Source organism: Pseudomonas sp. CH61 (assembly GCF_059429415.1).
The window spans coordinates 1,301,578-1,326,556 of the sequence record NZ_CM182098.1; the positions used below are offsets into that span (position 1 = coordinate 1,301,578).

General features: G+C 60.5%; 18 protein-coding genes and 1 other RNA gene. 12 read left to right on the plus strand and 7 right to left on the minus strand.

Annotated features, from left to right (window positions below; genetic code table 11):
* Positions 1-6: 6 nt before the first annotated feature.
* From xdhC to xdhA, 3 genes are all read right to left on the minus strand, one after another.
* Entirely contained in the window at positions 7-864 is an 858-nt protein-coding gene (gene xdhC / locus AC5SEM_RS05925) for a xanthine dehydrogenase accessory protein XdhC (RefSeq protein WP_095047732.1), read from the minus strand.
* Between the two features lie 116 nt (positions 865-980).
* A complete protein-coding gene (gene xdhB / locus AC5SEM_RS05930) occupies positions 981-3,380 on the minus strand; it encodes a xanthine dehydrogenase molybdopterin binding subunit (protein WP_495472365.1) in 2,400 nt (799 codons plus the stop codon).
* On the minus strand, positions 3,373-4,827 hold the full coding sequence (gene xdhA / locus AC5SEM_RS05935; RefSeq protein WP_495472366.1) for a xanthine dehydrogenase small subunit: 1,455 nt from the start codon (positions 4,825-4,827) through the stop codon (positions 3,373-3,375). The genes xdhB and xdhA overlap by 8 nt, the downstream gene beginning before the upstream one ends.
* A gap of 290 nt (positions 4,828-5,117) precedes the next feature.
* Here xdhA and AC5SEM_RS05940 point away from each other — a divergent pair, with 290 nt between their 5' ends.
* The 6 genes from AC5SEM_RS05940 to ffs all read left to right on the plus strand — a co-directional run bounded on the left by AC5SEM_RS05940 (position 5,118) and on the right by ffs (position 14,478).
* Positions 5,118-5,777, plus strand: a complete 660-nt coding sequence (locus AC5SEM_RS05940; RefSeq protein ID WP_038365421.1) for a GntR family transcriptional regulator — start codon at positions 5,118-5,120, stop codon at positions 5,775-5,777.
* Positions 5,778-5,779: 2 nt separating this feature from the next.
* Positions 5,780-9,268: a chromosome segregation protein SMC gene (gene smc, locus AC5SEM_RS05945; protein WP_495472367.1), complete on the plus strand. Its 3,489-nt coding sequence runs from the start codon at positions 5,780-5,782 to the stop codon at positions 9,266-9,268.
* Positions 9,269-9,529: 261 nt separating this feature from the next.
* Positions 9,530-10,393 carry a cell division protein ZipA gene (gene zipA, locus AC5SEM_RS05950; protein ID WP_007916269.1) on the plus strand — a complete coding sequence of 288 codons (864 nt, stop codon included), beginning with the start codon at positions 9,530-9,532 and terminating at the stop codon, positions 10,391-10,393.
* Between the two features lie 161 nt (positions 10,394-10,554).
* A complete protein-coding gene (ligA, locus tag AC5SEM_RS05955) occupies positions 10,555-12,912 on the plus strand; it encodes an NAD-dependent DNA ligase LigA (RefSeq protein ID WP_495472368.1) in 2,358 nt (785 codons plus the stop codon).
* A gap of 171 nt (positions 12,913-13,083) precedes the next feature.
* The gene (locus tag AC5SEM_RS05960) at positions 13,084-14,247 is read left to right on the plus strand and encodes a zinc-binding metallopeptidase family protein (RefSeq protein WP_495472369.1); all 1,164 of its coding nucleotides are present in this window, start codon (positions 13,084-13,086) and stop codon (positions 14,245-14,247) included.
* A 134-nt stretch (positions 14,248-14,381) separates the two neighbouring features.
* Positions 14,382-14,478: signal recognition particle sRNA small type (gene ffs / locus AC5SEM_RS05965), an RNA gene on the plus strand.
* 196 nt (positions 14,479-14,674) lie between these two features.
* Here the strand turns inward: ffs and AC5SEM_RS05970 are convergent.
* A complete protein-coding gene (locus AC5SEM_RS05970; protein ID WP_495472370.1) occupies positions 14,675-15,424 on the minus strand; it encodes a substrate-binding periplasmic protein in 750 nt (249 codons plus the stop codon).
* Positions 15,425-15,569: 145 nt separating this feature from the next.
* Here AC5SEM_RS05970 and dnaX point away from each other — a divergent pair, with 145 nt between their 5' ends.
* From dnaX to AC5SEM_RS05995, 5 genes are all read left to right on the plus strand, one after another.
* The gene (gene dnaX, locus AC5SEM_RS05975) at positions 15,570-17,672 is read left to right on the plus strand and encodes a DNA polymerase III subunit gamma/tau (RefSeq protein WP_495472371.1); all 2,103 of its coding nucleotides are present in this window, start codon (positions 15,570-15,572) and stop codon (positions 17,670-17,672) included.
* Positions 17,673-17,738: 66 nt separating this feature from the next.
* Positions 17,739-18,077 carry a YbaB/EbfC family nucleoid-associated protein gene (locus tag AC5SEM_RS05980; protein WP_016984747.1) on the plus strand — a complete coding sequence of 113 codons (339 nt, stop codon included), beginning with the start codon at positions 17,739-17,741 and terminating at the stop codon, positions 18,075-18,077.
* Positions 18,078-18,352: 275 nt separating this feature from the next.
* A complete protein-coding gene (curA, locus tag AC5SEM_RS05985) occupies positions 18,353-19,387 on the plus strand; it encodes an NADPH-dependent curcumin/dihydrocurcumin reductase (protein WP_495472372.1) in 1,035 nt (344 codons plus the stop codon).
* Between the two features lie 66 nt (positions 19,388-19,453).
* Positions 19,454-20,056 carry a recombination mediator RecR gene (gene recR / locus AC5SEM_RS05990; protein ID WP_242209527.1) on the plus strand — a complete coding sequence of 201 codons (603 nt, stop codon included), beginning with the start codon at positions 19,454-19,456 and terminating at the stop codon, positions 20,054-20,056.
* 193 nt (positions 20,057-20,249) lie between these two features.
* Positions 20,250-21,398 carry an acyl-CoA dehydrogenase family protein gene (locus AC5SEM_RS05995; RefSeq protein ID WP_495472373.1) on the plus strand — a complete coding sequence of 383 codons (1,149 nt, stop codon included), beginning with the start codon at positions 20,250-20,252 and terminating at the stop codon, positions 21,396-21,398.
* A 109-nt stretch (positions 21,399-21,507) separates the two neighbouring features.
* Here the strand turns inward: AC5SEM_RS05995 and AC5SEM_RS06000 are convergent, their stop codons facing one another.
* Complete coding sequence (locus AC5SEM_RS06000) at positions 21,508-22,056, minus strand: adenine phosphoribosyltransferase (RefSeq protein WP_003223345.1); 549 nt, start codon at positions 22,054-22,056, stop codon at positions 21,508-21,510.
* Positions 22,057-22,134: 78 nt separating this feature from the next.
* Positions 22,135-22,869 (minus strand): fumarate/nitrate reduction transcriptional regulator Fnr, encoded by a 735-nt coding sequence (fnr, locus tag AC5SEM_RS06005; RefSeq protein ID WP_003223347.1) that lies wholly within the window; start codon positions 22,867-22,869, stop codon positions 22,135-22,137.
* Positions 22,870-23,023: 154 nt separating this feature from the next.
* On the opposite strand from fnr, the gene AC5SEM_RS06010 reads away from it, so the two are divergent.
* On the plus strand, positions 23,024-23,506 hold the full coding sequence (locus AC5SEM_RS06010) for a hypothetical protein (RefSeq protein WP_495472374.1): 483 nt from the start codon (positions 23,024-23,026) through the stop codon (positions 23,504-23,506).
* Here the strand turns inward: AC5SEM_RS06010 and hemN are convergent.
* Positions 23,503-24,885: an oxygen-independent coproporphyrinogen III oxidase gene (gene hemN, locus AC5SEM_RS06015; RefSeq protein ID WP_495472375.1), complete on the minus strand. Its 1,383-nt coding sequence runs from the start codon at positions 24,883-24,885 to the stop codon at positions 23,503-23,505. The genes AC5SEM_RS06010 and hemN overlap by 4 nt on opposite strands.
* Positions 24,886-24,979: the final 94 nt, after the last annotated feature.

The window sequence follows — 24,979 nt, forward strand, 5'->3', positions numbered from 1 at the left end:
CTCTAATCAGTTTGAGGCTTTGAGTTTGGTCGCCTGACTGCGCCGCGAAACCGGCAGCAGTTTGGCAATCGGTTCGGCGCTGGCAGTCTGCTGGCCGAAGTTGGCGTTGTAGGTGGCGATGATTTCGCCGGCGATGGAGATGGCGATTTCCACAGGCAATTTGCCTTTGACTTCGCCGATGCCCATCGGGCAGCGCATGCGTTGCACGACGCCGCTGTCGAAACCGCGATCACGCAAGCGATGTTCGAACTTCGCGCGTTTGGTCTTCGAACCGATCAGGCCGAAGTAGGCGAAGTCGTTGCGCTTGAGGATCGCAGCAGTGAGTTCAAGGTCGAGCTGATGGTTGTGGGTCATGACGATGCAATAACTGCCGGCGGGCAGCTCATCGATTTCATCCACAGGCTCTTCGGCGACGATTTTACGCACGCCGTGGGGGATCTGTTCGGGGAATTCGGCCTCGCGCGAGTCGATCCAGCGCACCCGGCAGGGCAGGCTGGCGAGCAGCGGCACCAAGGCGCGGCCAACATGGCCGGCACCGAACACGGCGATCTGCGCCTGCACCTGGCCCATCGGTTCGAACAGCAACACGGTCGCGCCGCCGCAGCACTGGCCCAGGCTGGCGCCGAGGCTGAAGCGCTCCAGATGGGTGTCCTGCTTGCCGCTGGCGAGCATCTCGCGGGCAATCTGCATGGCTTTGTACTCCAGATGCCCGCCACCGATGGTGTCGAAACTCTGATTGGCACTGATGACCATTTTCGAGCCGGCGTTGCGTGGCGTCGAGCCGAGTTCTTCGATGATCGTCACCAGAACGCAGGGTTCACCCTGGTTCTGCAGGTCGGCGAGGGCGTCGATCCAGTTGTACATGTTCACCTCGACATCTTCGTTGTCTGTTCGGGCCTCATCGCGAGCAGGCTCACTCCTACATTTGGAATGCGTTCCCCTGTAGGAGTGAGCCTGCTCGCGATAGCCGCGCCTCGGTCCTAGAGCGGAGCCAACTCGGTTTCAGCTTCGACGGCTTTCACCGCTTTCAGCTGACGCATCTGCTCGCAACCCCACAACACCCGCTCCGGTGTCGCCGGCGCATCGATCTGCGGCTGATGCTTGTAGTCACCGAGGCTCGCCACCGCATCCTTGATCGCACACCACGACGCAATCCCGAGCATGAACGGCGGTTCACCGACAGCCTTGGAGTGGAACACCGTGTCTTCCGGGTTCTTGCGGTTTTCCACCAACTTCACCCGCAGATCGAGTGGCATGTCCGCCACCGCCGGAATCTTGTAGCTGGCCGGGCCGTTGGTCATCAGCTTGCCTTTGTTGTTCCAGACCAGCTCCTCCATGGTCAGCCAGCCCATGCCCTGGATGAAACCACCCTCGACCTGACCGATGTCGATGGACGGGTTCAGCGAGGCGCCGACGTCGTGAAGAATATCGGTGCGCAGCATCTTGTATTCGCCGGTCAGGGTGTCGACGATTACTTCGCAGCACGCCGCGCCGAAGGCGAAGTAGTAGAACGGACGGCCACGCGCCTGGCTGCGGTCGTAATAGATTTTCGGGGTCTTGTAGAAGCCGGTGCTCGACAGCGACACCTGATTGAAATACGCCTGCTGGATCAGCGCTTCAAAGGTCAGGATGTGGTCGCGAACCCGCACGTGGCCGTTGTGGAATTCAACGTCTTCTTCAGTGACTTTGTAGTGCCGCGCAGCGAATTCGATCAGGCGTTTCTTGATGATTTCCGCCGCGTTCTGCGCCGCTTTACCGTTCAGGTCAGCGCCGCTGGACGCCGCTGTCGGCGAGGTGTTCGGCACCTTGTCGGTGTTGGTCGCGGTGATCTGCACGCGATCGATTTCGACCTGGAACACTTCGGCCACGACCTGCGCGACTTTGGTATTCAAGCCCTGACCCATTTCCGTGCCGCCGTGGTTCAGGTGGATGCTGCCGTCGGTGTAGATGTGGATCAGCGCACCGGCCTGGTTCAAGAAACTCGCGGTGAAGGAAATGCCGAATTTCACCGGGGTCAGCGCCAGGCCTTTTTTCAGGATCGGGCTGTTGGCGTTGTAGCGACGAATTGCTTCGCGGCGTTCGTGATACTGGCTGCTTTGTTCCAGTTCAGCGGTCATCTCTTCGAGCATGTTGTGCTCGACGGTCTGGTAGTAATGGGTGACGTTGCGCTCGGTCTTGCCGTAGTAGTTGGCCTTGCGCACAGCGAGCGGATCGAGGTGCAGGTGACGGGCAATCGCGTCCATCACTTCTTCGATCGCGACCATGCCTTGCGGGCCACCGAAACCACGGTAAGCGGTGTTCGACGCGGTGTTGGTCTTGCAGCGGTGACCGTTGATGGTCGCGTCGCCGAGGTAGTACGAGTTGTCGGAGTGAAACATCGCGCGGTCAACGATCGAGGCGGACAAGTCCGGCGAGCAGCCGCAGTTGCCGGCCAGGTCCATGTTGATCCCGTGCAGGCGGCCGGTGCTGTCGAAGCCGACGTCGTATTCGACGTAAAACGGGTGACGCTTGCCGGTCATCAGCATGTCTTCGACGCGCGGCAGGCGCATCTTGGTCGGCTGGCCAGTGAGGTGCGCAACCACCGCGCACAGGCACGCCGGACTGGCGGCCTGAGTTTCCTTGCCACCGAAACCACCGCCCATGCGGCGCATGTCGACGACGATTTTGTTCATCGACACGTCGAGCACTTCGGCGACCAGTTTTTGCACTTCTGTGGGGTTCTGCGTCGAGCAGTAGACGATCATGCCGCCGTCTTCAGTCGGCATTACCGAGGAGATTTGCGTCTCCAGGTAAAAGTGTTCCTGACCGCCGATGTGCAGCGTGCCTTGAATGCGGTGTTCAGCGGTCGCCAGCGCGGAGGCCGAGTCGCCGCGCTGATGGGTGTGGCTGTCGAGCACGAAGTGGCGTTTGCGCAGGGCTTCAACCACGTCGAGCACAGGTTCGAGGTCTTCGTATTCGATGATCGCGGCCATCGCGGCTTTGCGCGCGGTTTCCAGATCTTTCGCGGCGACGGCCAGCACCGGTTGACCGACGAACTGCACATCATCGATGGCCAGCAGCGGGTCGCCCGGCATCAACGGGCCGATGTCTTTCAGGCCCGGCACGTCTTCGTGGGTGATGGCGATGCGCACGCCTTCGAAGGCGTAGCACGGCTTGGTGTCGATGCTGATGATTTTCGCGTGGGCGCGATCCGACATGCGTGCGTACAGGTGCAATTGGTTGGGAAATTCCAGGCGATCATCGATGTACTGCGCTTCACCGGACACGTGCTTGGCGGCGCTGTCGTGCTTGACGCTGCGGCCGACACCGGAGGTCAGGTCCTTGGCGAACAATTCAGCCAGTTCAGCTTGAGTTTTCTCTACGCCGTGATGGTTAGACATAAGCGGTCACCCGAGTCTCGATGTGCGGTGTTTGCAGTTCGATGAAGTATTTACGCAGCAGGTTCTGCGCGCTGAGCAGGCGGTATTCCTTGCTGGCGCGGAAGTCCGAAAGCGGCGTGAAATCTTCGGCCAGCGCGGCGCAGGCGCGTTCGACCACGGCGTTGTTGAACGGCGCACCGATCAGCGCAGCTTCACAGTGGGCAGCGCGTTTCGGGATCGCGGCCATGCCACCGAAGGCCATGCGCGCATCGGTGATCACGCCGTTTTCCACGCGCAGGTTGAACGCGGCGCAGACGGCGGAGATGTCGTCGTCCAGACGCTTCGACACTTTATAGGCGCGGAACAACTGCTCGGCGCTGGCGCGCGGCACGATGATCTTTTCGATGAATTCACTTTCCTGACGGGCCGTGACTTTGTAATCGATGAAGTAATCGTCGAGGTTCAGGGTGCGGCGGGTTTCGCCTTTGCACAGCACCACCTGTGCGCCGAGGGCGATCAGCAGCGGTGGCGAGTCACCAATCGGCGAGGCGTTGCCGATGTTGCCGCCGAGGGTGCCCTGGTTGCGGATCTGCAGCGAGGCAAAGCGGTGCAGCAGTTCGCCAAAGTCCGGGTACTCGGCGTTCAACGCTTCGTAGCAGTCGGAGAGGGCGGTGGCAGCGCCGATTTCGATGCGGTCATCGAAGGTTTCGATGCGCTTCATTTCCGCGACGTTGCCAACGTAGATCATCACCGGCAGGGTGCGGTGAAACTGGGTGACTTCCAGCGCCAGATCGGTGCCGCCAGCGAGAAGCCGTGCTTGTGGATAAGCGTCGTAGAGATCGGCCAGATCAGCGACGGTCAGCGGCACCAGGCAGCGCTTGTCGCCGCTGTTGAGTTCGCCGATATCGGTCGGGGCGATGGCTTTCAGGCGCGCGATGGTCTCTGCTTCGCGGGCATCGAACTGATCCGGTTGCTTGCCGCAGCACGATTGCTCGGCAGCCGCCAGAATCGGCCGGTAGCCGGTGCAGCGGCAGAGGTTGCCGGCCAGCGCTTCGTGGGCCTTGGCGTGATCCGGTGCATCGCTGTTCTTTTGCAGGGCGAACAGCGACATGACGAAACCGGGGGTGCAGAAACCGCACTGCGAGCCGTGGCACTCGACCATGGCTTTCTGCACGCTGTGCAGTTCGCCCTGGTGCTTGAGGTCTTCGACGCTGATCAATTGTTTGCCATGCAGCGACGAGACAAAGGTCAGGCACGAGTTGAGGCTGCGATAGCGAATGTGTTCGCGGCCAGCGTCATCCGTTTGCAACTCACCGACCACCACGGTGCAGGCGCCGCAGTCACCGCTGGCGCAACCTTCTTTGGTGCCCGATTTACCCACGTGTTCACGCAGGTAATTGAGCACAGTCAGATTCGGGTCCAGGGCGTGCTCGCTACGGAGTTCCTGGTTAAGTAAAAACTGGATCACGGAAGGCCTCGCAGACTCATTATTGTTGTTAACCGACTTGAGCCGAATTTAGCAGGTCTGACTTTTCGGTCAATGGTTTTCTGACTTAAAGGTCAGGAAAAAACATTTCGTCGATCAACAACGTGTCTATTCAGTATTGACCTTCATCGGTCAGCCTGGTTTTTTGTTTGGTTTTCTAAAGAAAACTGCGGGATTCGTGCCAAAAACCGCTGAGTGGGCACTCCGCCATGACCGTGCATTTGCGCTACACTGCGCCGCTTGTGCAGATCGATAGAGTTTGAAGGACAACCATGACGTTCAAGGCGCCGGACAGCCTCGCCGAGCAAATCGCTCACCACCTCGCCGAACGCATCATTCGTGGCGAAATGAAGCCGGGAGAGCGCATCCAGGAACAGAAGGTCACGCTGGCCCTCAATGTCAGCCGCGGCTCGGTCCGCGAAGCCTTGCTGATCCTCGAACGCCGTCACCTGATCGCGATCCTGCCGCGTCGTGGTGCGCACGTCACCGAGCTGACGCCGCACAAGGTGCAGAGCCTGTGCACGCTGATGAGCGAGCTGTACATCCTGCTCGGCAACTCGGTGGCCAATGGCTGGCAAGTGCAGTCGGACATGGCGCCGTTCGTGCAGATCCAGCAGCGCCTGACCGCCAGCTACGAGCGTCAGGACATCCGCAGCTTCGTCGACGACAGCTTCAGCGTGATGCGCGCTGCCTATCCGTTCGCCAACAATCCGTACCTGCAAGAAACGGTCGAGAACCTGCAGCCGGCCATGAGCCGCGCTTACTTTCTCGCCCTCGAACAGCGCAAGGCCTCAATGAGCGAGTTCCTCGAACTGTTCGAACGCCTGCTGGCCGCCGTGCTTGCCCGTGATTTGCCGCAGATCCGCATCGTGCTGACGGCGTACGCCCAGCGCAGTTGCGATCTGGTGGTCTCCGCGCTGACGGTTGCCTAAGCGTGCGGCTCAAGTGCATCAAACTGGCGGGATTCAAATCCTTCGTCGACCCGACCACGGTGAACTTCCCCAGTAACATGGCGGCGGTCGTCGGGCCGAACGGTTGCGGCAAGTCGAACATCATCGACGCCGTACGCTGGGTGATGGGCGAAAGTTCGGCGAAGAACCTCCGTGGCGAGTCGATGACCGACGTCATCTTCAACGGTTCGACCAGCCGCAAACCGGTGAGTCAGGCGAGTATCGAGCTGGTTTTCGACAACTCCGACGGCACGCTGCTGGGCGAGTACGCCGCCTATGCCGAGATTTCCATTCGCCGCAAAGTCACCCGCGACAGCCAGACCACGTATTACCTCAACGGCACCAAGTGCCGTCGCCGCGATATCACCGATATTTTCCTCGGCACCGGTCTCGGCCCGCGCAGCTATTCGATCATCGAGCAGGGGATGATCTCCAAGCTGATCGAATCCAAGCCCGAAGACCTGCGTAATTTCATCGAAGAAGCGGCCGGCATCTCGAAATATAAAGAGCGCCGCCGCGAGACTGAAAACCGCATCCGCCGCACCCACGAAAACCTCGCGCGTCTGACCGACCTGCGCGACGAACTGGAACGTCAACTCGAACGCCTGCACCGTCAGGCCGAAGCGGCGAAGAAGTACCAAGAATTCAAAGCCGAGGAGCGTCAGCTCAAGGCGCAACTGTCGGCCCTACGCTGGCAGGATCTGAATGATCAGGTTGGCCAGCGCGAGTCGATCATCGGTACTCAGGAAATCAGTTTCGAAGCACTGGTCGCCGAGCAGCGTAATGCTGACGCGGCCATCGAGCGCCTGCGCGACGGTCACCATGACCTGTCCGAACGCTTCAATCTGGTGCAGGGACGCTTCTATTCGGTCGGCGGCGACATCGCCCGGGTCGAGCAGAGCATCCAGCACGGCCAGCAGCGTTTGCGACAGTTGCAGGACGACTTGAAAGAAGCCGAGCGCGCACGCCTCGAAACCGAATCACACCTGGGCCACGACCGCACGTTGCTGCTGACCCTCGGCGAAGAGCTGGACATGCTCACCCCTGAGCAGGAAGTCACCAGCGCCGCCGCCGAAGAAGCCGCCGCTGCGCTGGAAGATTCCGAATCGGTCATGCACGGCTGGCAGGAGCAGTGGGACGCCTTCAACCTGACCGCCGCCGAACCGCGCCGTCAGGCCGAAGTGCAGCAGTCGCGCATCCAGCAGCTGGAAACCAGCATGGAGCGTCTTGCTGACCGGCAAAAGCGTCTTGGCGAAGAGCGCGCGTTGCTCTCGGCCGACCCGGAAGATGCGGCGATCATGGAGCTCAACGAGCAGCTCGCCGAGTCCGAAGCGACCCTCGAAGATTTGCAGACCAGTGAAGAAGCCCAGGTCGAAAAGCTTGAACAACTGCGGCAAGAATTGCAGCAAGCACTGACTTCGCAGCAACAGGCGCAGGGCGATTTGCAGCGCCTCAATGGTCGCCTCGCATCCCTCGAAGCTTTGCAGCAAGCCGCGCTCGACCCGGGCACCGGCACCGCCGAATGGCTGAAGGAACACAATCTCGCCGAGCGTCCGCGTCTGGCCGAAGGCCTGAAGGTCGAGGCCGGTTGGGAACTGGCGGTGGAAACCGTGCTCGGCGCTGATCTGCAAGCGGTGCTGGTCGACGATTTCAGCGGTTTCGATTTATCCGGTTTCACCCAGGGCGATCTGCGCCTGCTCAGCCCGGCCAGCGATGGCGTGCGTGTGGCGGGCAGCTTGCTCGACAAGGTCGACGCGCAGATCGATCTGTCGCCGTGGCTCGGTCAGGTCAAACCGGTCGACAGTCTTGAGCAGGCGTTGGCCTTGCGCGGGCAGTTGAGCGCTGGCGAGAGCCTGATCAGCCGCGACGGTTACTGGGTCGGTCGGCACTTTTTACGCGTACGACGCGCCAGCGAAGCAGAAAGCGGCATGCTCGCCCGGGGTCAGGAAATCGAAGCGCTGCACCTTGAGCGCGAAGAAAAAGAAGCCACGGTCGAGGCCATGGAAACCCGTCTGCAAACCCTGCGCGCGCAACAGCGTCAGCAGGAAAACGGTCGCGAGCATTTGCGCCGTTTGCTGCAAGACGAAGCGCGTCAGCAAGGCGAATTGAAAGCACAGCTGTCCGCCGGTAAAGCCAAGGCTGAACAGTTGACCCTGCGTCGTACTCGCCTCGATGAAGAGCTGGTCGAACTCGGCGAGCAACGCGAACTCGAGCACGAACAGATCGGCGAAGCGCGCATGCAATTGCAGGAAGCGCTGGATGCCATGGCGCTGGACACCGAGCAGCGTGAGTTGCTGCTGGCCCAACGCGACAGCCTGCGCGAACGCCTCGACCGCGTGCGCCAGGAGGCGCGGCAGCACAAGGATCACGCCCATCAACTGGCCGTGCGTCTTGGCTCGTTGCGCGCGCAGCACGACTCCACGCGTCAGGCGCTTGAGCGTCTGGAAATGCAGGCCGAGCGCCTCACTGAAAAGCGCGAACAGTTGAGTCTCAATCTGGAGGAGGGCGAGGCGCCGCTGGAAGAGCTGCGCCTGAAGCTCGAAGAACTGCTCGACAAGCGCATGACCGTCGACGAAGAACTCAAGACCGCGCAGATCGCCCTCGAAGACGCCGACCGCGAATTGCGCGACGCGGAAAAACGCCGGACTCAGGCTGAGCAGCAATCGCAGTTGATTCGTGGCCAGCTCGAACAGCAACGCATGGAATGGCAGGCTCTGACCGTGCGCCGCAAGGCTCTGCAGGATCAATTGCTGGAAGACGGCTACGATCTCAACGGCGTGCTCGCGACATTAACCGCGCAAGCCAGTGAACGCGAAGCCGAAGAAGAACTCGAACGCATCAACGCGCGAATTCAGCGCCTGGGCGCGATCAACCTCGCGGCCATCGATGAATACACGCAACAGTCCGAGCGTAAACGTTATCTGGATGCTCAAGACGCCGATCTGGTCGAAGCACTGGAGACCCTGGAAAACGTAATCCGCAAGATCGACAAGGAAACCCGTAACCGTTTCAAAGATACCTTTGATCAGATCAACGGTGGTTTACAGGCACTTTTTCCAAAAGTTTTCGGTGGCGGGCGCGCGTATTTGGAACTGACGGGCGAAGATCTACTCGATACAGGGGTAACGATCATGGCGCAGCCGCCAGGGAAGAAGAACAGCACCATCCATTTGCTCTCCGGCGGGGAAAAAGCCTTGACCGCGCTGGCACTGGTGTTTGCCATCTTCAAATTGAACCCGGCGCCGTTCTGCATGCTCGATGAGGTTGACGCGCCACTGGATGACGCTAACGTTGGACGCTACGCACGCTTGGTCAAAGAGATGTCGCAGACCGTGCAGTTCATCTATATCACCCACAACAAGATCGCCATGGAAATGGCCGAGCAGTTGATGGGCGTGACGATGCATGAACCGGGTTGTTCGCGACTGGTAGCCGTGGATGTCGAGGAGGCGATGGCGATGGTGGACGCCTGAGTCAGCGTGGTGTCGGAAAAGGTAATTCAGGGCTGTAGGACTTTTTTACCAACTGCGACTTGCTGGCCAATCGACATATTCGCGCAAGCCAAATGAGACAGACGGTGTAAAGTTGTCTTTGGTCGTGCTAGTTTAATGTCAATTTTTCGTATACGTGGGCAAAACGCCTGTCAGAACATAGAGTTGGCGCCACGTTTTAAAGCGGTTTGCACAATGTAAACCCCTTATTTTTCAGCATTTTTTATAGAGGCACGGGATTACATGGAAATCGGTCTGCGCGAGTGGCTGATCGTCATCGGCATCATTGTGATAGCCGGTATTCTTTTCGATGGCTGGCGCCGTATGCGCGGCGGCAAGGGAAAACTGAAATTCCGTCTTGACCGAAGTCTGTCCAACCTGCCGGACGAGGACACCAGCGCTGAGCTGTTGGGCCCGGCCCGTGTACTGGACAACCATAAGGAACCACAGCTGGACGAACACGACCTGCCGTCGGTGAGCATGCCGGCCCGCGAAGCACGCGAGCCTCGCGAATCCGGCTCGAAACGTGGCAAGCGTGGCAGCAACGGTCCGGCGCAGGGCGACCTGAACCTCGACCTGGATCTGGATGGCGGCCCGAGCTTCAGCAGCCGTGACGACGATTTCGCCGAAGACACCAAGCCTTCGCCGGCGGTGGTCGACAAAGACCAGCCGCAAGCTGAAGAAGTGCTGGTGATCAGCGTGATCTGCCGCGACGCTGCCGGCTTCAAAGGCCCGGCGCTGTTGCAGAACATTCTCGAAAGCGGTCTGCGTTTTGGCGAGATGGATATTTTCCACCGCCACGAAAGCATGGCCGGCAACGGTGAAGTGCTGTTCTCCATGGCCAACGCGGTCAAGCCGGGCATTTTCGATCTGGACGATATCGACCATTTCAGCACCCCGGCGGTGAGCTTCTTCCTCGGCCTGCCAGGCCCGCGCCATCCGAAGCAGGCCTTCGATGTGATGGTGGCCGCAGCCCGCAAGCTGTCGCAGGAACTGAACGGTGAGCTGAAAGATGACCAGCGCAGCGTTCTGACCGCACAGACCATTGAGCACTACCGTCAGCGCATCGTCGAGTTCGAACGTCGCGCCCTGACCCAGAAGCGCTAAGGCCAAGATCAAAAGATCGCAGCCTCGTTTCACTCGACAGCTCCTGCAGGATTGCGATGTCTGTAGGAGCTGCCGAAGGCTGCGATCTTTTGCTTCTGCTGCCACAGATAGATGAATTAGAGCAGCCTCGGCTGCTCTTTTGCTTTATGAGAGAACACCCCATGACCGCCGCCAAAAACCGCATTCTCGAGCTACGCGCTGAACTCGATCAGCACAACTACCGTTATCACGTCCTCGACGAGCCGAGCATTCCGGACGCCGAGTACGACCGGTTGTTCCACGAGCTCAAGGCACTGGAAGCGGCCAATCCGGAATTGATCACCAGTGATTCGCCGACCCAGCGCGTTGGCAGCGTGGCACTGACCGCGTTCACCCAGGTGCGCCACGAAGTGCCGATGCTCAGCCTCGGTAACGCCTTCGAAGAAAGCGACATGCGCGAGTTCGATCGCCGCGTCACCGAAGGTCTGGACATGCCGGTCGGCGATCTGTTCGGCGGCAGTGCGGCGGTGGAATACAGCTGCGAGCCGAAACTCGATGGCCTGGCGGTCAGCCTGCTGTATCAGGATGGCGTGCTGGTGCGTGGCGCCACACGCGGCGACGGCACTACTGGTGAAGACATCAGCGTCAACGTGCGCACCGTGCGCAATATTCCGCTGAAGCTGCACGGCGAAGGCTGGCCGGCGACCCTGGAAGTTCGCGGTGAAGTGTTCATGTCCAAGGCCGGTTTCGAACGCCTTAATGCCTCGCAACTGGAAGTTGGCGGCAAGACCTTCGCCAACCCGCGCAACGCCGCTGCCGGCAGCTTGCGTCAACTGGATTCGAAGATCACCGCCAATCGTCCGCTGGAATTCTGCTGCTACGGCATCGGTCAGGTTTCCCACGATATTGCCGACACGCACATCGGCAACCTCAAACAACTGCAGAAGTGGGGCATGCCGATCAGTCACGAACTGAAACTGGCCAAGGGTATCGGCGAATGCCTGGATTACTACCGCGACATCGGTGCGCGTCGAAACTCGCTGACCTATGAAATCGACGGCGTGGTGTTCAAGGTCAACAGCATTGCCGATCAGCGCGAACTGGGCTTCCGCGCTCGCGAACCGCGTTGGGCGATCGCGCATAAATTCCCGGCGATGGAAGAGCTCACCGAGTTGCTCGACGTGGAATTCCAGGTGGGCCGTACTGGCGCTGTTACGCCGGTGGCACGTCTGAAGCCGGTAAAGGTTGCCGGCGTCACTGTGGCCAACGCCACGCTGCACAACATGGATGAAGTCGCGCGTCTGGGTCTGATGATCGGCGACACCGTGATCATCCGCCGTGCCGGTGATGTGATTCCGCAAGTGGTGCAAGTGGTCATGGATCGCCGCCCGGAAAACGCGCGCGCGGTACAGATTCCAGAGAGCTGCCCGGTGTGTGGCTCACACGTCGAGCGCACGCAACTGATCAAGCGCAGCAAGGGCAAGGAAACCGTCAGCGAAGGTGCGGTGTATCGCTGCGTCGGCCGTCTGGCCTGTGGCGCGCAACTGAAGCAGGCGATCATTCACTTCGTCTCCCGTCGTGCGATGGACATTGAAGGTCTGGGCGACAAGAGCGTCGAGCAACTGGTCGATGAAGGTCTGGTCAGTTCGCCGGCGGATCTGTATGCGCTGAAGTTTGATGACATCGTCGATCTGGAAGGCTTTGCCGAAGTCTCCAGCAACAAGCTGTTGGCAGCCATCGAGGACAGCAAGAAGCCGGGGCTGGCGCGCTTCATCTATGCGCTGGGGATTCCCGATGTCGGCGAAGAGACGGCCAAGGTGCTGGCGCGCTCGCTGGGTTCGCTGGAGCGTGTGCAGCAGGCGCTGCCGCAAGTGCTGACCTACCTGCCGGACGTCGGGCTGGAAGTGGCGCACGAGATTCACAGCTTCTTTGAAGATGCGCATAACCAGCAGGTGATTACCGAATTGCTCGGCCATGGTTTGCAGATTCAGGACCAGGGTGAGCTGGGCGCCGAGTTTGCCGCCAGCACCACGCTCGGTGGCTTCCTCGACAAGCTGCACATTCCTTCGGTCGGCCCCGGTGGCGCGCAGAAGCTGGCGGACAAGTTTGGTTCGCTGGAAGCGGTGATGGATGCGGACTGGCTGGACATGCGTCAGGCCTTGCCGGAGAAGCAGGCCAATTCGGTGCGCGAGTTTTTTGCGCTGCCTGAGAACCGGCAACTGGCTGAGGCCTCCGAGAAGCAACTGCGTGATTTCGGCATGCACTGGCAGAGCGAGAAGAAAGTCGTCGAAGGCTTGCCGCTGTCCGGGCAGACCTGGGTGCTGACCGGCAAGGTTGAGCTGATGAGCCGTGATGTCGCCAAGGAGCATCTGGAAAGCCTAGGCGCCAAAGTCGCGGGTTCGGTGTCGGCGAAGACTCATTGCGTCGTCGCAGGCCCCGGTGCCGGTTCCAAATTGACCAAGGCCAATGAGCTGGGTGTGAAGGTGATGGACGAGGAAACCTTCATCGCCTTCCTCAAAACCCACGGCCTGAACGTCTGATCGTTCCCACGCTCCCGCGTGGGAATGCCGCTCCGGACGCTCCGCGTCCGCTGTGACGCAGAGCGTCACTGGATGCATTCCCACGCAGAGCGTTGGAACGATCAGCAAAGCGCGGGAACGATGTTGTCATGGGAATGATCTAGTCTTGGCAAGCCCCAGGGAGAGATCGCCATGCACCGCTTTTTCGAGCAGCTCAGTTCCCGCATCATCGCGCCGTTCATGGGCGAATCTTCACGCAACAGCAAAGTCTGGCCGTGCCGCTGCGGCCAGTCGCTGTTCTTTCGTAACAGCCAGTGCCTGGCTTGCAATGCCTTGCTCGGTTATCAACCCGAAGAAAGCCGTCTGACGTCGCTGCAAGCGGGGCCGTACGAAGGCGCCTGGACGCTCGATGCCGACCCCGAGGCCGGGTTGTTCCGCCGCTGCGCCAACCTCGACACAGCCGCCGCGTGCAACTGGCTGCTGCCGGTCAACGATCACGACAGCCTGTGCGTCGCTTGCAGCCTCAATCGCACCATCCCTGACTTGTCTGATCCAGACAACCCTGAGCGCTGGCGCAAAGTCGAAATCGCCAAGCGTCGGCTCGTCGCGCAGTTGATCACCCTCGGCTTGCAGGTCATCCCGAAAACCGTCGATGAAGACACCGGCCTGGCCTTCGACTTCATAGGCGTCGACCTCGAAGGCAATTCGCCGATGACCGGCCACGCCAACGGCCTGATCACCCTCGACATCAAAGAAGCCGACGACGCCCACCGTGAGCAGGTGAGGGCGGCGATGCACGAACCCTATCGCACGTTGCTCGGGCATTTCCGCCATGAGGTCGGCCATTATTACTGGGATCGACTGATCGCCAACGGCCCATGGCTCGGCTCATTCCGCAGCCTGTTCGGCGACGACCGCGCCAGTTACGCCGAGGCGCTTGATCGTCACTATCAACAAGGCGCACCGCTGGACTGGCCGCAGCACTACGTCAGCGCCTACGCCACCATGCATCCCTGGGAAGACTGGGCGGAAACCTGGGCGCATTACCTGCACATGATGGACGCGGTGGACACGGCGCTGGGTTTTGGCATGAGCGCGCGGGAAATGGATTTCGACTACCAGCCGTTTCCGACCAGCACGCTCTACGACCCGGAGCATCCCGGTGGCGAGGCGTTCCTGTCGTTCGTCAACGCGTGGATCGAGTTGGCGGGGATGCTCAATGAACTGTCACGCAGCATGGGCCAGCCGGATTTCTACCCGTTCGTGCTCCCGGCGCCAGCGATTGCCAAGCTGCACTTCATTCATCTGGTGATCCAGCAGGCGGGCGGCAGGGCGGATGAGGTGCTGGCCCTGTAGAAGCCGCCGCGGGCTGCGATCTTTATGTCCTTGAACCCGTTCATATTTTTAATCTGCAACCAACGGTTGTAACTTCGTCTCAGATAGGTACAATGGCGCGGCTCGCCGACAGGCAAGCGTCGTTATGGTGACCCCATCGGTCCCCCCGCAACGATTACCCGTGAACCTGGTCAGAGCCGGAAGGCAGCAGCCACAGCGGGAACATTGTGTGCCGGGGTGTGGCTGGTGGGGTTACCACCTTAACGAACAATCGCACGCTTCAATCGAACTGCATGGGTTTCGCCCACTGCGGTTTTTTTGTGTCTGCGATTTATGAATCCGACACAAATCTCCTGTAGGAGTGAGCCTGCTCGCGATGGCGGTGGATCAGTTAATTCATTATTGGCTGACAGGACGCCATCGCGAGCAGGCTCACTCCTACAAGGGGTTATGGGGTGGCTTCGGAGGACCCGGTGTAGAGCCGGATAATCTGATCAATCTCCCCCGACATTTTCATCCGCAGCAACGTGCGCAATATCCGTTGCACCGGCACCTTTGGGTCATTCCGCACATAGCAGCCGACCTTCTGCTCCTGCAACACCGCTACCCCTTGCAGTTGTTGCTCCGGCATCAAGCGCTGGTTAAACCAGTCCAGCGTCCACTGATTACTCACCGCATAGCGATAACGCCCGGCCAGCAGTTTCTCCAGCACCTGCTCCTGATTGCGCGCATCTTCGCGTTGCAGCCGATCAGTATCAAACAGCGGTTGCAGGGTAGGGTAGGTGTAGCCCAGAACGGTGCCGATGGATTGGCGGGGCAAATGCGCGGGGACGACACTGGCAGGTTGATCCTGGCGGCTGATCAACAGATCGCGCTGGAAGAACAACGGCAGACTCCAGATGTAATCCCCCGACTGATTCGGCAGCCACGACTGTGCGGCATAGCAGCGCACGTCGATCTCGCCATGTTCCATGGCGCTCTGCACGCGGGCGCGGGGCAGGACGTGGAACTCGGCCGGTACGCCGACCTGCGTGGCCAGGCTGAGCAACAGGTCATAGAGGATGCCTTGCGTGGGTCGGCCGCGTTCGTATTGCACCATCGGCATCGCCCAGCTGTCAGGCATGGCGAAGCGCAACGGGGTTTCCGCTGCCGTCACGTTCAGGCTGATTCCCAGCAACGCCCCCACGGCCCACCGCATAAACGCTCCGGTAATTCCCGCTCCCGAGCCGATAAAAGCCTCTGCTGATGCAGCTTAGCCATATTAGACGAGGACACCGGATGCAATTTTGCCCTTGCTCCGCTAGCATTAGCCGCTTCAGCTTCCTTCGTTGCGACGGTTTTCGATGAGTTATCAGGTTCTTGCACGTAAATGGCGTCCGCGCTCGTTCCGCGAAATGGTCGGCCAGACCCATGTGCTCAAGGCTCTGATCAATGCCTTGGACAGCCAGCGGCTGCACCACGCGTACCTGTTCACCGGTACGCGCGGGGTGGGTAAAACCACGATTGCGCGGATCATTGCCAAATGCCTGAACTGTGAGACAGGTATCACTTCCAGCCCGTGCGGCGAGTGCTCGGTGTGCCGTGAAATCGACGAGGGTCGTTTCGTCGACCTGATCGAGATCGACGCCGCGAGCCGCACCAAGGTCGAAGACACCCGTGAACTGCTCGACAACGTGCAGTACGCGCCAAGCCGTGGGCGCTTCAAGGTCTACCTGATCGACGAAGTGCACATGCTTTCCAGCCATTCCTTCAATGCGCTGCTGAAAACTCTCGAAGAACCGCCGCCGTACGTCAAGTTCATCCTCGCGACCACTGATCCGCAGAAACTTCCGGCAACGATTTTGTCGCGCTGCCTGCAGTTCTCGCTGAAGAACATGACGCCGGAGCGCGTGGTCGAGCATTTGACCCACGTCCTGACCGCCGAAAACGTGCCGTTCGAAGACGATGCACTGTGGTTGCTCGGTCGCGCCGCTGACGGTTCGATGCGTGACGCCATGAGTCTGACCGATCAGGCGATTGCCTTCGGTGAAGGCAAGGTGCTCGCCACCGACGTACGGGCGATGCTCGGTACGCTGGATCACGGTCAGGTCTATGACGTTCTGCATTCGTTGATCGAGGGCGATGCCAAGGCGCTGCTCGAAGGCGTGCGTCATCTGGCCGAGCAAGGCCCGGACTGGAACGGCGTGCTCTCGGAAATTCTCAACGTATTGCACCGGGTGGCCATCGCTCAGGCGTTGCCGGAAGGTGTCGACAACGGGCATGGCGACCGTGATCGCGTGCTGGCACTGGCGCAAGCCTTGCCCGCCGAAGATGTGCAGTTCTATTACCAGATGGGCCTGATCGGTCGCCGCGATTTGCCGCTGGCGCCGGATCCGCGCGGTGGTTTCGAAATGGTCCTGCTGCGGATGCTCGCCTTCCGGCCGGCAGATACGGCGGACGCCCCGAGGCAACCGCTAAAGCCAGTGGGGATCAGCCAGGCCACAGTTGATTCCGCAAACTCCGTGGCTGCCGCGCCTAAGCCTGCGCCGGTAGTCGCTGCGGCTGTTGCGCCGGCTCCAGCTCCGGCACCCGTGGCAGCACCAGCACCAGCACCAGCTCCCGAGCCCGCGCCGGTTGCTCCTGTTGCCGCGCCAGAACCTGAGCCTGCGCCTGTCGTTGCCGAAGCCGTCGTCGACCTGCCGTGGAATGACCCGGTAGAGCCCGAGGCGGAGCCAGAGCCCGAACCCGCGCAGCAACCCGCCGTCGAACCGGTGCTGGAAACCACCGCCGAGCAACCCGAGTTGCCGCCGATGCCGTTGCCGACCCCGGACAGCGTCGTTCCGGAAGCTCCAGAACGGGCCGCCGTACCGATTCCCGAGCCGTCGGTCGCCGAGGTCGATGCCGCCACGCCGGGCATGGACATGGACGACGAGCCGCCGCTGGATGAGGATTACATCGAACCGGACATGGATTCGGCGTACAGCTACCTCGACGAGTTGGCCAGCGAACACGCCGCTGATCCCGAACCGGAACCCGAGCCAGAACCGGCTGCGGCACCGGCCACTGGCTTGGCGTTGCAATGGCTGGAGCTGTTCCCGAAACTGCCGATCTCCGGCATGACCGGCAGCATCGCCGCCAACTGCACATTGATCGCGGTCGATGGCGATCATTGGCTGATGCATCTTGACCCGGCGCACAGCGCACTGTTCAACGCCACGCAGCAGCGACGTCTGAACGATGCGTTGAACCAGTTCCACGGTCGCACGCTGAGCCTGACCATCGAACTGATCAAGCCCGAGCAGGAAACCCCGGCCCAGGCCGCGTCCCGTCGCCGCGCCAACCGTCAGCGCGAAGCGGAAGAGTCGATTCACGGCGATCCGTTCATCCAGCAGATGGTTCAGCAGTTCGGCGCGGTGGTGCGACACGATACTATTGAACCTGTCGACGCCTTGGTCGCCCAAGGCTAATAACTGAAGGTGCCCGGCCTCGCTGGCCGGGCGCTGTTTTGATCCAAGTACTTTGAGGTGATTCCCATGATGAAAGGTGGCATGGCCGGCCTGATGAAGCAGGCGCAGCAGATGCAGGAAAAAATGGCCAAGATGCAGGAAGAACTGGCCAACGCCGAAGTCACCGGTAAGGCCGGCGGCGATATGGTCACCGTGGTGATGACCGGTCGTCACGACGTCAAAAGCGTGAGCATCGACCCAAGCCTGGTTGAAGGCATGAGCGAAGACGACAAAGAGATGCTGGAAGCGGTCATTGCTTCCGCCGTCAACGACGCAGTGCGCAAGATCGAAAAGAACAGCCAGGACAAAATGGGCAACATGACCGCCGGCATGAACCTGCCAGCCGGTATGAAACTGCCATTCTGATTCGCCATTCGGCGGCAGATGAGCTACACAAAATGCCAGGCCTTGTGCCTGGCATTTTTGTTTCCGACTGATCGTTCCCACGCTCTGCGTGGGAATGCAGCCCGGGACGCTCCGCGTCCCAAGTACAGAGCCGAACGCGGAGCGTCCGCTGCGGCATTCCCACGCGGAGCATGGGAACGATCAGCCCCGGCACCTGAATAAACATCGAACGCGCAAAAGCCACAACGGTCTGCTCCCTATACCCGCTGAATTCACTATTCACAGGAGACGCTGACATGTCCGACCCTCTTACCCTCAACCAACGCTTCGTCCTCGCCTCGCGCCCGGTCGGCGCGCCGACCCCGGAAAACTTCCGCCTCGAACGCGAAGCGCTGCCCGATCTTGCGGACGGCGAAATACTGCTGAAAACCCTCTACCTGTCCCTCGATCCCTACATGCGCGGGCGCATGAGTGACGCGCCGTCCTACGCCGCGCCGGTGCAAATCGGCGAAGTGATGACCGGTGGCGCGGTCAGCCGTGTCGAGGACTCGCGTCATCCGAAGTTTCATAAAGGCGATCTGGTGGTCGGCGCCACCGGTTGGCAAAGCCACAGCATCAGCGACGGACGCAATATCATTCCGATCCCGGCCGGTCTGCCGAGCCCGTCGATGGCGCTGGGCGTGTTGGGCATGCCGGGGATGACCGCGTACATGGGCTTGATGGACATCGGTCAGCCTAAAGAAGGCGAAACGCTGGTCGTGGCTGCGGCTTCCGGCGCGGTGGGCTCGGTGGTCGGCCAAGTGGCGAAGATCAAAGGCCTGCGCGCGGTCGGCGTGGCCGGCGGTGCCGACAAATGCAAATACGTGGTCGAAGAGCTGGGTTTTGACGCCTGCATCGATCACAAGGCGCCCGATTTCGCCGAGCAACTGGCCAAGGCCTGTCCCGATGGCATCGACATCTATTACGAGAACGTCGGTGGTCATGTGTTCGATGCGGTAGTGCCGCTGCTTAACGCCAAGGCGCGCATTCCGTTGTGCGGTCTGATCGCCGGTTACAACGCCTCCGAAGCGCCGCAAGGCCCGGATCGTCTGCCAATACTGCAACGCACACTGCTGACCAAACGCGTGCGTATTCAGGGCTTTATCGTCTTCGACGACTACGGAGATCGGCAGCCGGAATTCATCAGCCACATGGTGCCGTGGGTGCGCGACGGCAAGGTGAAGTTCCGCGAGGACGTGGTCGATGGCCTGGAGCGGGCGCCCGAGGCGTTTATCGGTCTGCTGGAGGGGCGCAACTTCGGCAAACTGGTGGTGAAGGTCGCCCAGGACTGAGTATTTGACGCTGGCCAGAGGCGCGGGTATAAACCGCGTCTCGTTGTTTTGTCGGACTTTTTACCCATGAGCTTCAGCCCTTTGATTCGCCAACTGATCGACGCGCTGCGCACCTTGCCGGGCGTGGGTCAGAAAACCGCCCAGCGCATGGCGTTGCAGATGCTCGAGCGTGACCGCAGCGGCGGTTTGCGTCTGGCCCAGGCCCTCAGCCAAGCTATGGAAGGGGTCGGTCACTGCCGTCAGTGCCGCACGCTGACCGAAGATGACCTGTGCCCGCAATGCGCCGATACCCGCCGTGACGATACGTTGCTGTGTGTGGTGGAAGGGCCGATGGATGTCTATGCGGTCGAACAGACTGGCTTCCGTGGCCGCTACTTTGTGCTCAAGGGGCATTTGTCGCCGCTCGATGGTCTGGGGCCTGAGGCGATCGGCATTCCGCAGTTGATGACGCGGATCGAAGAGGCGGGGACTTTTGCTGAAGTCATTCTCGCGACCAACCCGACGGTGGAAGGTGAGGCGACGGCGCATTACATCGCGCAGTTGCTGAGCAACAAAGGCCTGATCGCTTCGCGGATTGCCCACGGCGTGCCGTTGGGGGGTGAGCTGGAGCTGGTCGATGGCGGCACGCTGGCGCATTCGTTTGCCGGGCGGAAACCGATTTCCCTTTAAGTTATGTAGCGTTTGATTTGACGCCTTCGCGAGCAGGCTCGCTCCCACATTGGTTTTGTTTCGATCACGAATCCATTGTGGGAGCGAGCAGGCTCGCGAATGGCGCACCTCGGTCAATCTGATTCACACAATTGAGTTGAAAACCAAGCAAGCGCTCGGTTAAGTTCGGCGAACCCTTCCGTGGAGCTCGCCCATGCCTGCCTTTCAGGAATACTTCGATCCCAGCCATCAATTGGTCCGCGACAGCGTCAGGCGCTTCGTCGAGCGCGAGATCCTGCCGGACATCGATCAGTGGGAAGAAGCCGAAAGCTTCCCCCGCGAGCTGTACCTGAAGGCGGGCGCGGCGGGCATCCTCGGCATTGGCTATCCCGAAGCGCTGGGAGGCAGCCATGAAGGCGATCTGTTCGCCAAGGTTGCCGCCAGCGAGGAGTTGATGCGCTGCGGCTCTGGCGGCCTGGTAGCGGGGCTCGGCTCGCTGGACATCGGTCTGCCGCCGATCGTCAAATGGGCGCGTCCCGAAGTCCGCGACCGCGTTGTGCCGCAAGTGCTCAGCGGCGAGAAGATCAGCGCCCTGGCGGTCACCGAGCCCGGCGGCGGCTCCGACGTTGCCAACCTGCAAACCCGCGCCGTGCGTGACGGTGACTGCTATCGCGTCAGCGGCAGCAAAACCTTTATCACCAGTGGCGTACGCGCTGATTTCTACACCGTCGCGGTGCGTACCGGTGCGCCGGGTTTCGGCGGTATCAGCCTGTTGCTGATCGAGAAGGGCACGCCGGGCTTCACCGTTGGCCGTCAGTTGAAGAAAATGGGCTGGTGGGCGTCGGACACCGCCGAATTGTTCTTCGACGATTGCCGCGTGCCTGTGGGAAATCTGATTGGCGCCGAGAATATGGGTTTCGTCTGCATCATGGGCAACTTCCAGAGCGAACGGCTGGCGTTGGCGCTGATGGCCAACATGACCTCACAGCTTGCGCTGGAGCAAAGCCTGAAGTGGGCGCGCGAGCGCGAAGCGTTTGGCAAGCCGATCGGCAAATTTCAGGTGATCAAGCATCGCCTCGCCGAAATGGCGACTGCGCTGGAAGTCTCACGCGAATTTACTTACCGGCAAGCGGCGAAGATGGCGGCGGGGCAGAGTGTCATCAAGGAAATCTCCATGGCGAAGAACTTTGCCACCGACACGTCGGACCGGATCACCACCGAGGCGGTGCAGATTCTTGGCGGGCTCGGTTACATGCGCGAGAGTCTGGTGGAACGGCTGTATCGGGATAACCGCATCTTGTCGATTGGCGGCGGGACGCGGGAGGTGATGAACGAGATCATCAGCAAACAGATGGGGCTTTAGGTTTTGCGGTGAGGCTGCCGGCCCCTTCGCGAGCAGGCTCGCTCCCACAGGAGAATGCATTCCAATGTGGGAGCGAGCCTGCTCGCGAAAGCGGTCTGACAGGCGCTACTTACTTATCAGTCAGGGCAAACTGCGTCAGGCAGAACGTCGGAATGCCCATGTCCTCAAGGCGCTGCGACCCGCCCAGCTCCGGCAAGTCAATAATCGCCGCCGCCTCATGTACCCGCGCGCCCATGCGGCGAATCAGGTTGGCTGCCGCAATCAGCGTGCCGCCCGTGGCAATCAAATCATCGAACATCACTACCGAATCGCCTTCGCACAGGCTGTCGGCGTGCACTTCCAGAAACGCTTCGCCGTACTCGGTCGCGTAACCTTCGGCCAATACGTCCGCCGGCAGTTTGCCTTGCTTGCGAAACAGCACCAGCGGCTTGTTCAACTGATAGGCCAGCACCGAGCCGATCAGAAAACCGCGGGCGTCCATCGCACCGATGTGGGTGAAATCGGCTTCCACATAGCGGTGGGCGAAGCTGTCCATCACCAGGCGCAGGGCCTTGGGCGATTGAAACAGCGGGGTGATGTCGCGAAAGATCACGCCCGGTTTCGGGAAGTCGATCACAGGGCGGATAAGCGATTTGATGTCGAAGGAGTCGAAGACCATCGTCGAGGTGTCCTGGCAGGGCTGCAAACGGCGCAGTATACCCGCGGCTGAAACGCTTCGCTCAACCGCGGATCGACATTAACCCTCGAGTGAGCCACCGGCCAGCGCGCAGAGCTGGATCGGGTCGAGGATGTGAATCTCCTTGCCCTCGGCGGCGATCAGCTCGTTTTGCTGGAAGCGCGTGAACACGCGCGACACCGTTTCCACGGCCAGGCCGAGGTAGTTGCCGATTTCATTGCGCGACATGCTCAGGCGGAACTGATTGGCCGAGAAGCCGCGAGCGCGGAAGCGTGCGGACAGGTTAACCAGGAAGGTGGCGATGCGCTCATCAGCGGTTTTCTTCGACAGCAGCAACATCATTTGCTGGTCATCGCGGATTTCCCGGCTCATCACGCGCATCAACTGGCGACGCAGTTGCGGCAGTTGCAGGGCCAGTTCGTCGAGGCGTTCAAACGGGATTTCGCAGACCGAGGTGGTTTCCAGTGCCTGCGCCGACACCGGGTGTTTCTCGGTGTCCATGCCGGACAGACCAACCAGTTCGCTCGGCAGGTGGAAACCGGTGAGCTGTTCTTCGCCGCTGTCGCTCAGGCTGAAGGTTTTCAGGGCGCCGGAGCGTACTGCATAAACGGAATCGAACGTGTCGCCCTGGCGGAACAGGAACTCGCCTTTTTTCAGCGGGCGGCCGCGTTTAACGATTTCGTCCAGCGCATCCATGTCTTCCAGATTCAGAGAAAGTGGCAGGCAGAGAGGGGCCAGGCTGCAATCCTTGCAATGGGCCTGGTTATGAGCGCGCAGTTTAACTGGCTCGGACATTTCTTTAATCCTTGTGGGAAAACACACATAAGCCGTAAGGGTAACCCACGGGAGGACATTCAGGCCAGTCTGGGGCGACTTTGCCCTACAGCCATAAAGCCACAGGGCCAGCAGCCGATAAACAGGTATCAAAGTGCATACAAGGAACGAATCGATGGCCGCCATTGGCACGCTGGGCCCCGGTAGCAGCGACGTTGCGGCCATGCCGGAAACGTTTAAAACCTCTTTAAACAACGCACGTGACCCAGAGTCGACCGAAGAGGCAACCCCGACCTTGGTCGAGGGCGTCAAAGTGTCGCTGTCCGGTGCGTCGATCGCAAAATCTGCCGGTGTCGGTGGTGAAAACAGCGACATCGACGACAGCGGGTTGCCGGAGAACATCCAGCAATTGCTGAAGATGATCCGCAAACTGCAAAAAGAAATTGCCGAGAAAAAGGCGCTCATCGAAGCGGTCATGGCCGACAAGCGCCTCTCCAACGAAGAAAAGATCATCAAAACCGCCGCGCTGCGCGGCGCCATCGCCGCGTTGAATACCGGTCTGATCACGGCCAATCTTGCTTTATCGAAAGTGGTGGGGCAGTCGGGCCTGACCGCGGATCAGAATATGAAAGTCGGTTCGCTGCTGATGAAAAACTAAATCACCCGCGAAAAACGCTGGCGGTTCTGCTGTTCCAGGTACGCATCGAACACCATGCACACCGAGCGCACCAACAGGCGTCCCGCCGGCAATACTTCAATCCGTTCGCGATCCAGCGCAATCAGGCCATCGCTAGCCATGCCTTGCAGTTGCGGCCACAGCGCGCCGAAGTAACCCTGAAAATCGATGTTGAACTGCTGCTCGATCTCGGCGAATTGCAGGCTGAAGTTGCAGATCAGTTGCTGGATCACCGCACGACGCAAGCGATCATCGGCGTTGCACACCAGGCCCCGACTGGTCGCCAGTTGCGCGGCGGCGAGGGTGTTCTGGTACTCGTTGAGATCGCTGCTGTTCTGGCAGTACAGGTCGCCGATCTGGCTGATCGCGGAAACCCCCAGACCAATCAGATCGCAATGACCGTGGGTGGTGTAACCCTGGAAGTTGCGTTGCAGGGTTTCCTCCTCTTGGGCAATGGCCAGCTCATCGTCGGGCAGGGCAAAGTGGTCCATGCCGATATAGCGATAGCCAGCGGCGGTGAGCTGTTCGATGGTGCGTTCGAGCATTTCCAGTTTCTGCGCGGGCGCCGGCAACTCATTGCCATTGATCCGCCGCTGCGGCATGAAACGCTCCGGCAGGTGCGCATAGTTGAACACCGAGAGTCGGTCCGGTTGCAGACTGATGACTTCTTCGACTGTGCGGGCGAAGTTTTCCGGGGTCTGTTTGGGCAAGCCGTAGATCAAGTCGATATTGATCGAGCGAAATTGCAGGGTGCGCGCGGCATCGATCACCGCGCGGGTTTCTTCCAGACTCTGCAGGCGATTGATCGCGCGCTGCACCGCAGGATCGAGATCCTGCAGGCCGATGCTGACCCGGTTGAAACCGAGTTCGCGCAGCAGGCCCATGGTCGACCAGTCGGCTTCGCGCGGGTCGATCTCGATGCCGTAGTCGCCGGAGTCGTCATCCAGCAGATTGAAATGCTTGCGCAGGTGCGCCATCAACTGCCGCAGTTCGTCGTGGCTGAGAAAGGTCGGCGTGCCGCCACCAAAGTGCAGTTGCTCGACTTTCTGTGCCGGGTCGAGATGACAGGCGATCAGCTGGATTTCCTGCTCCAGTCGTTGTAGATATGGCGCCGCGCGACCTCGGTCCTTGGTGATGACCTTGTTGCAGGCGCAGTAGTAGCAAATGTTCGCGCAGAACGGCACATGCACGTACAGCGACAACGGGCGCAAAGCCTTGCGGCTGTCGCGCAGGGCATGGAACAGGTCGAAGGTGCCGACCTGACCGTGAAATTGCACGGCCGTCGGATAGGAGGTGTAGCGCGGCCCCGCCAGGTCGTAGCGGCGGATCAGATCAGAGTCCCAACGAATGGCGTCGAGCATGCGGGCATTCCCCCGGATAGGCTGGCAGTGTGAGCGAGTCTATCGGGGTGCGGCGATGGGGCTGTTGATTTGCATCAACGGGGAGAGGTGTGGT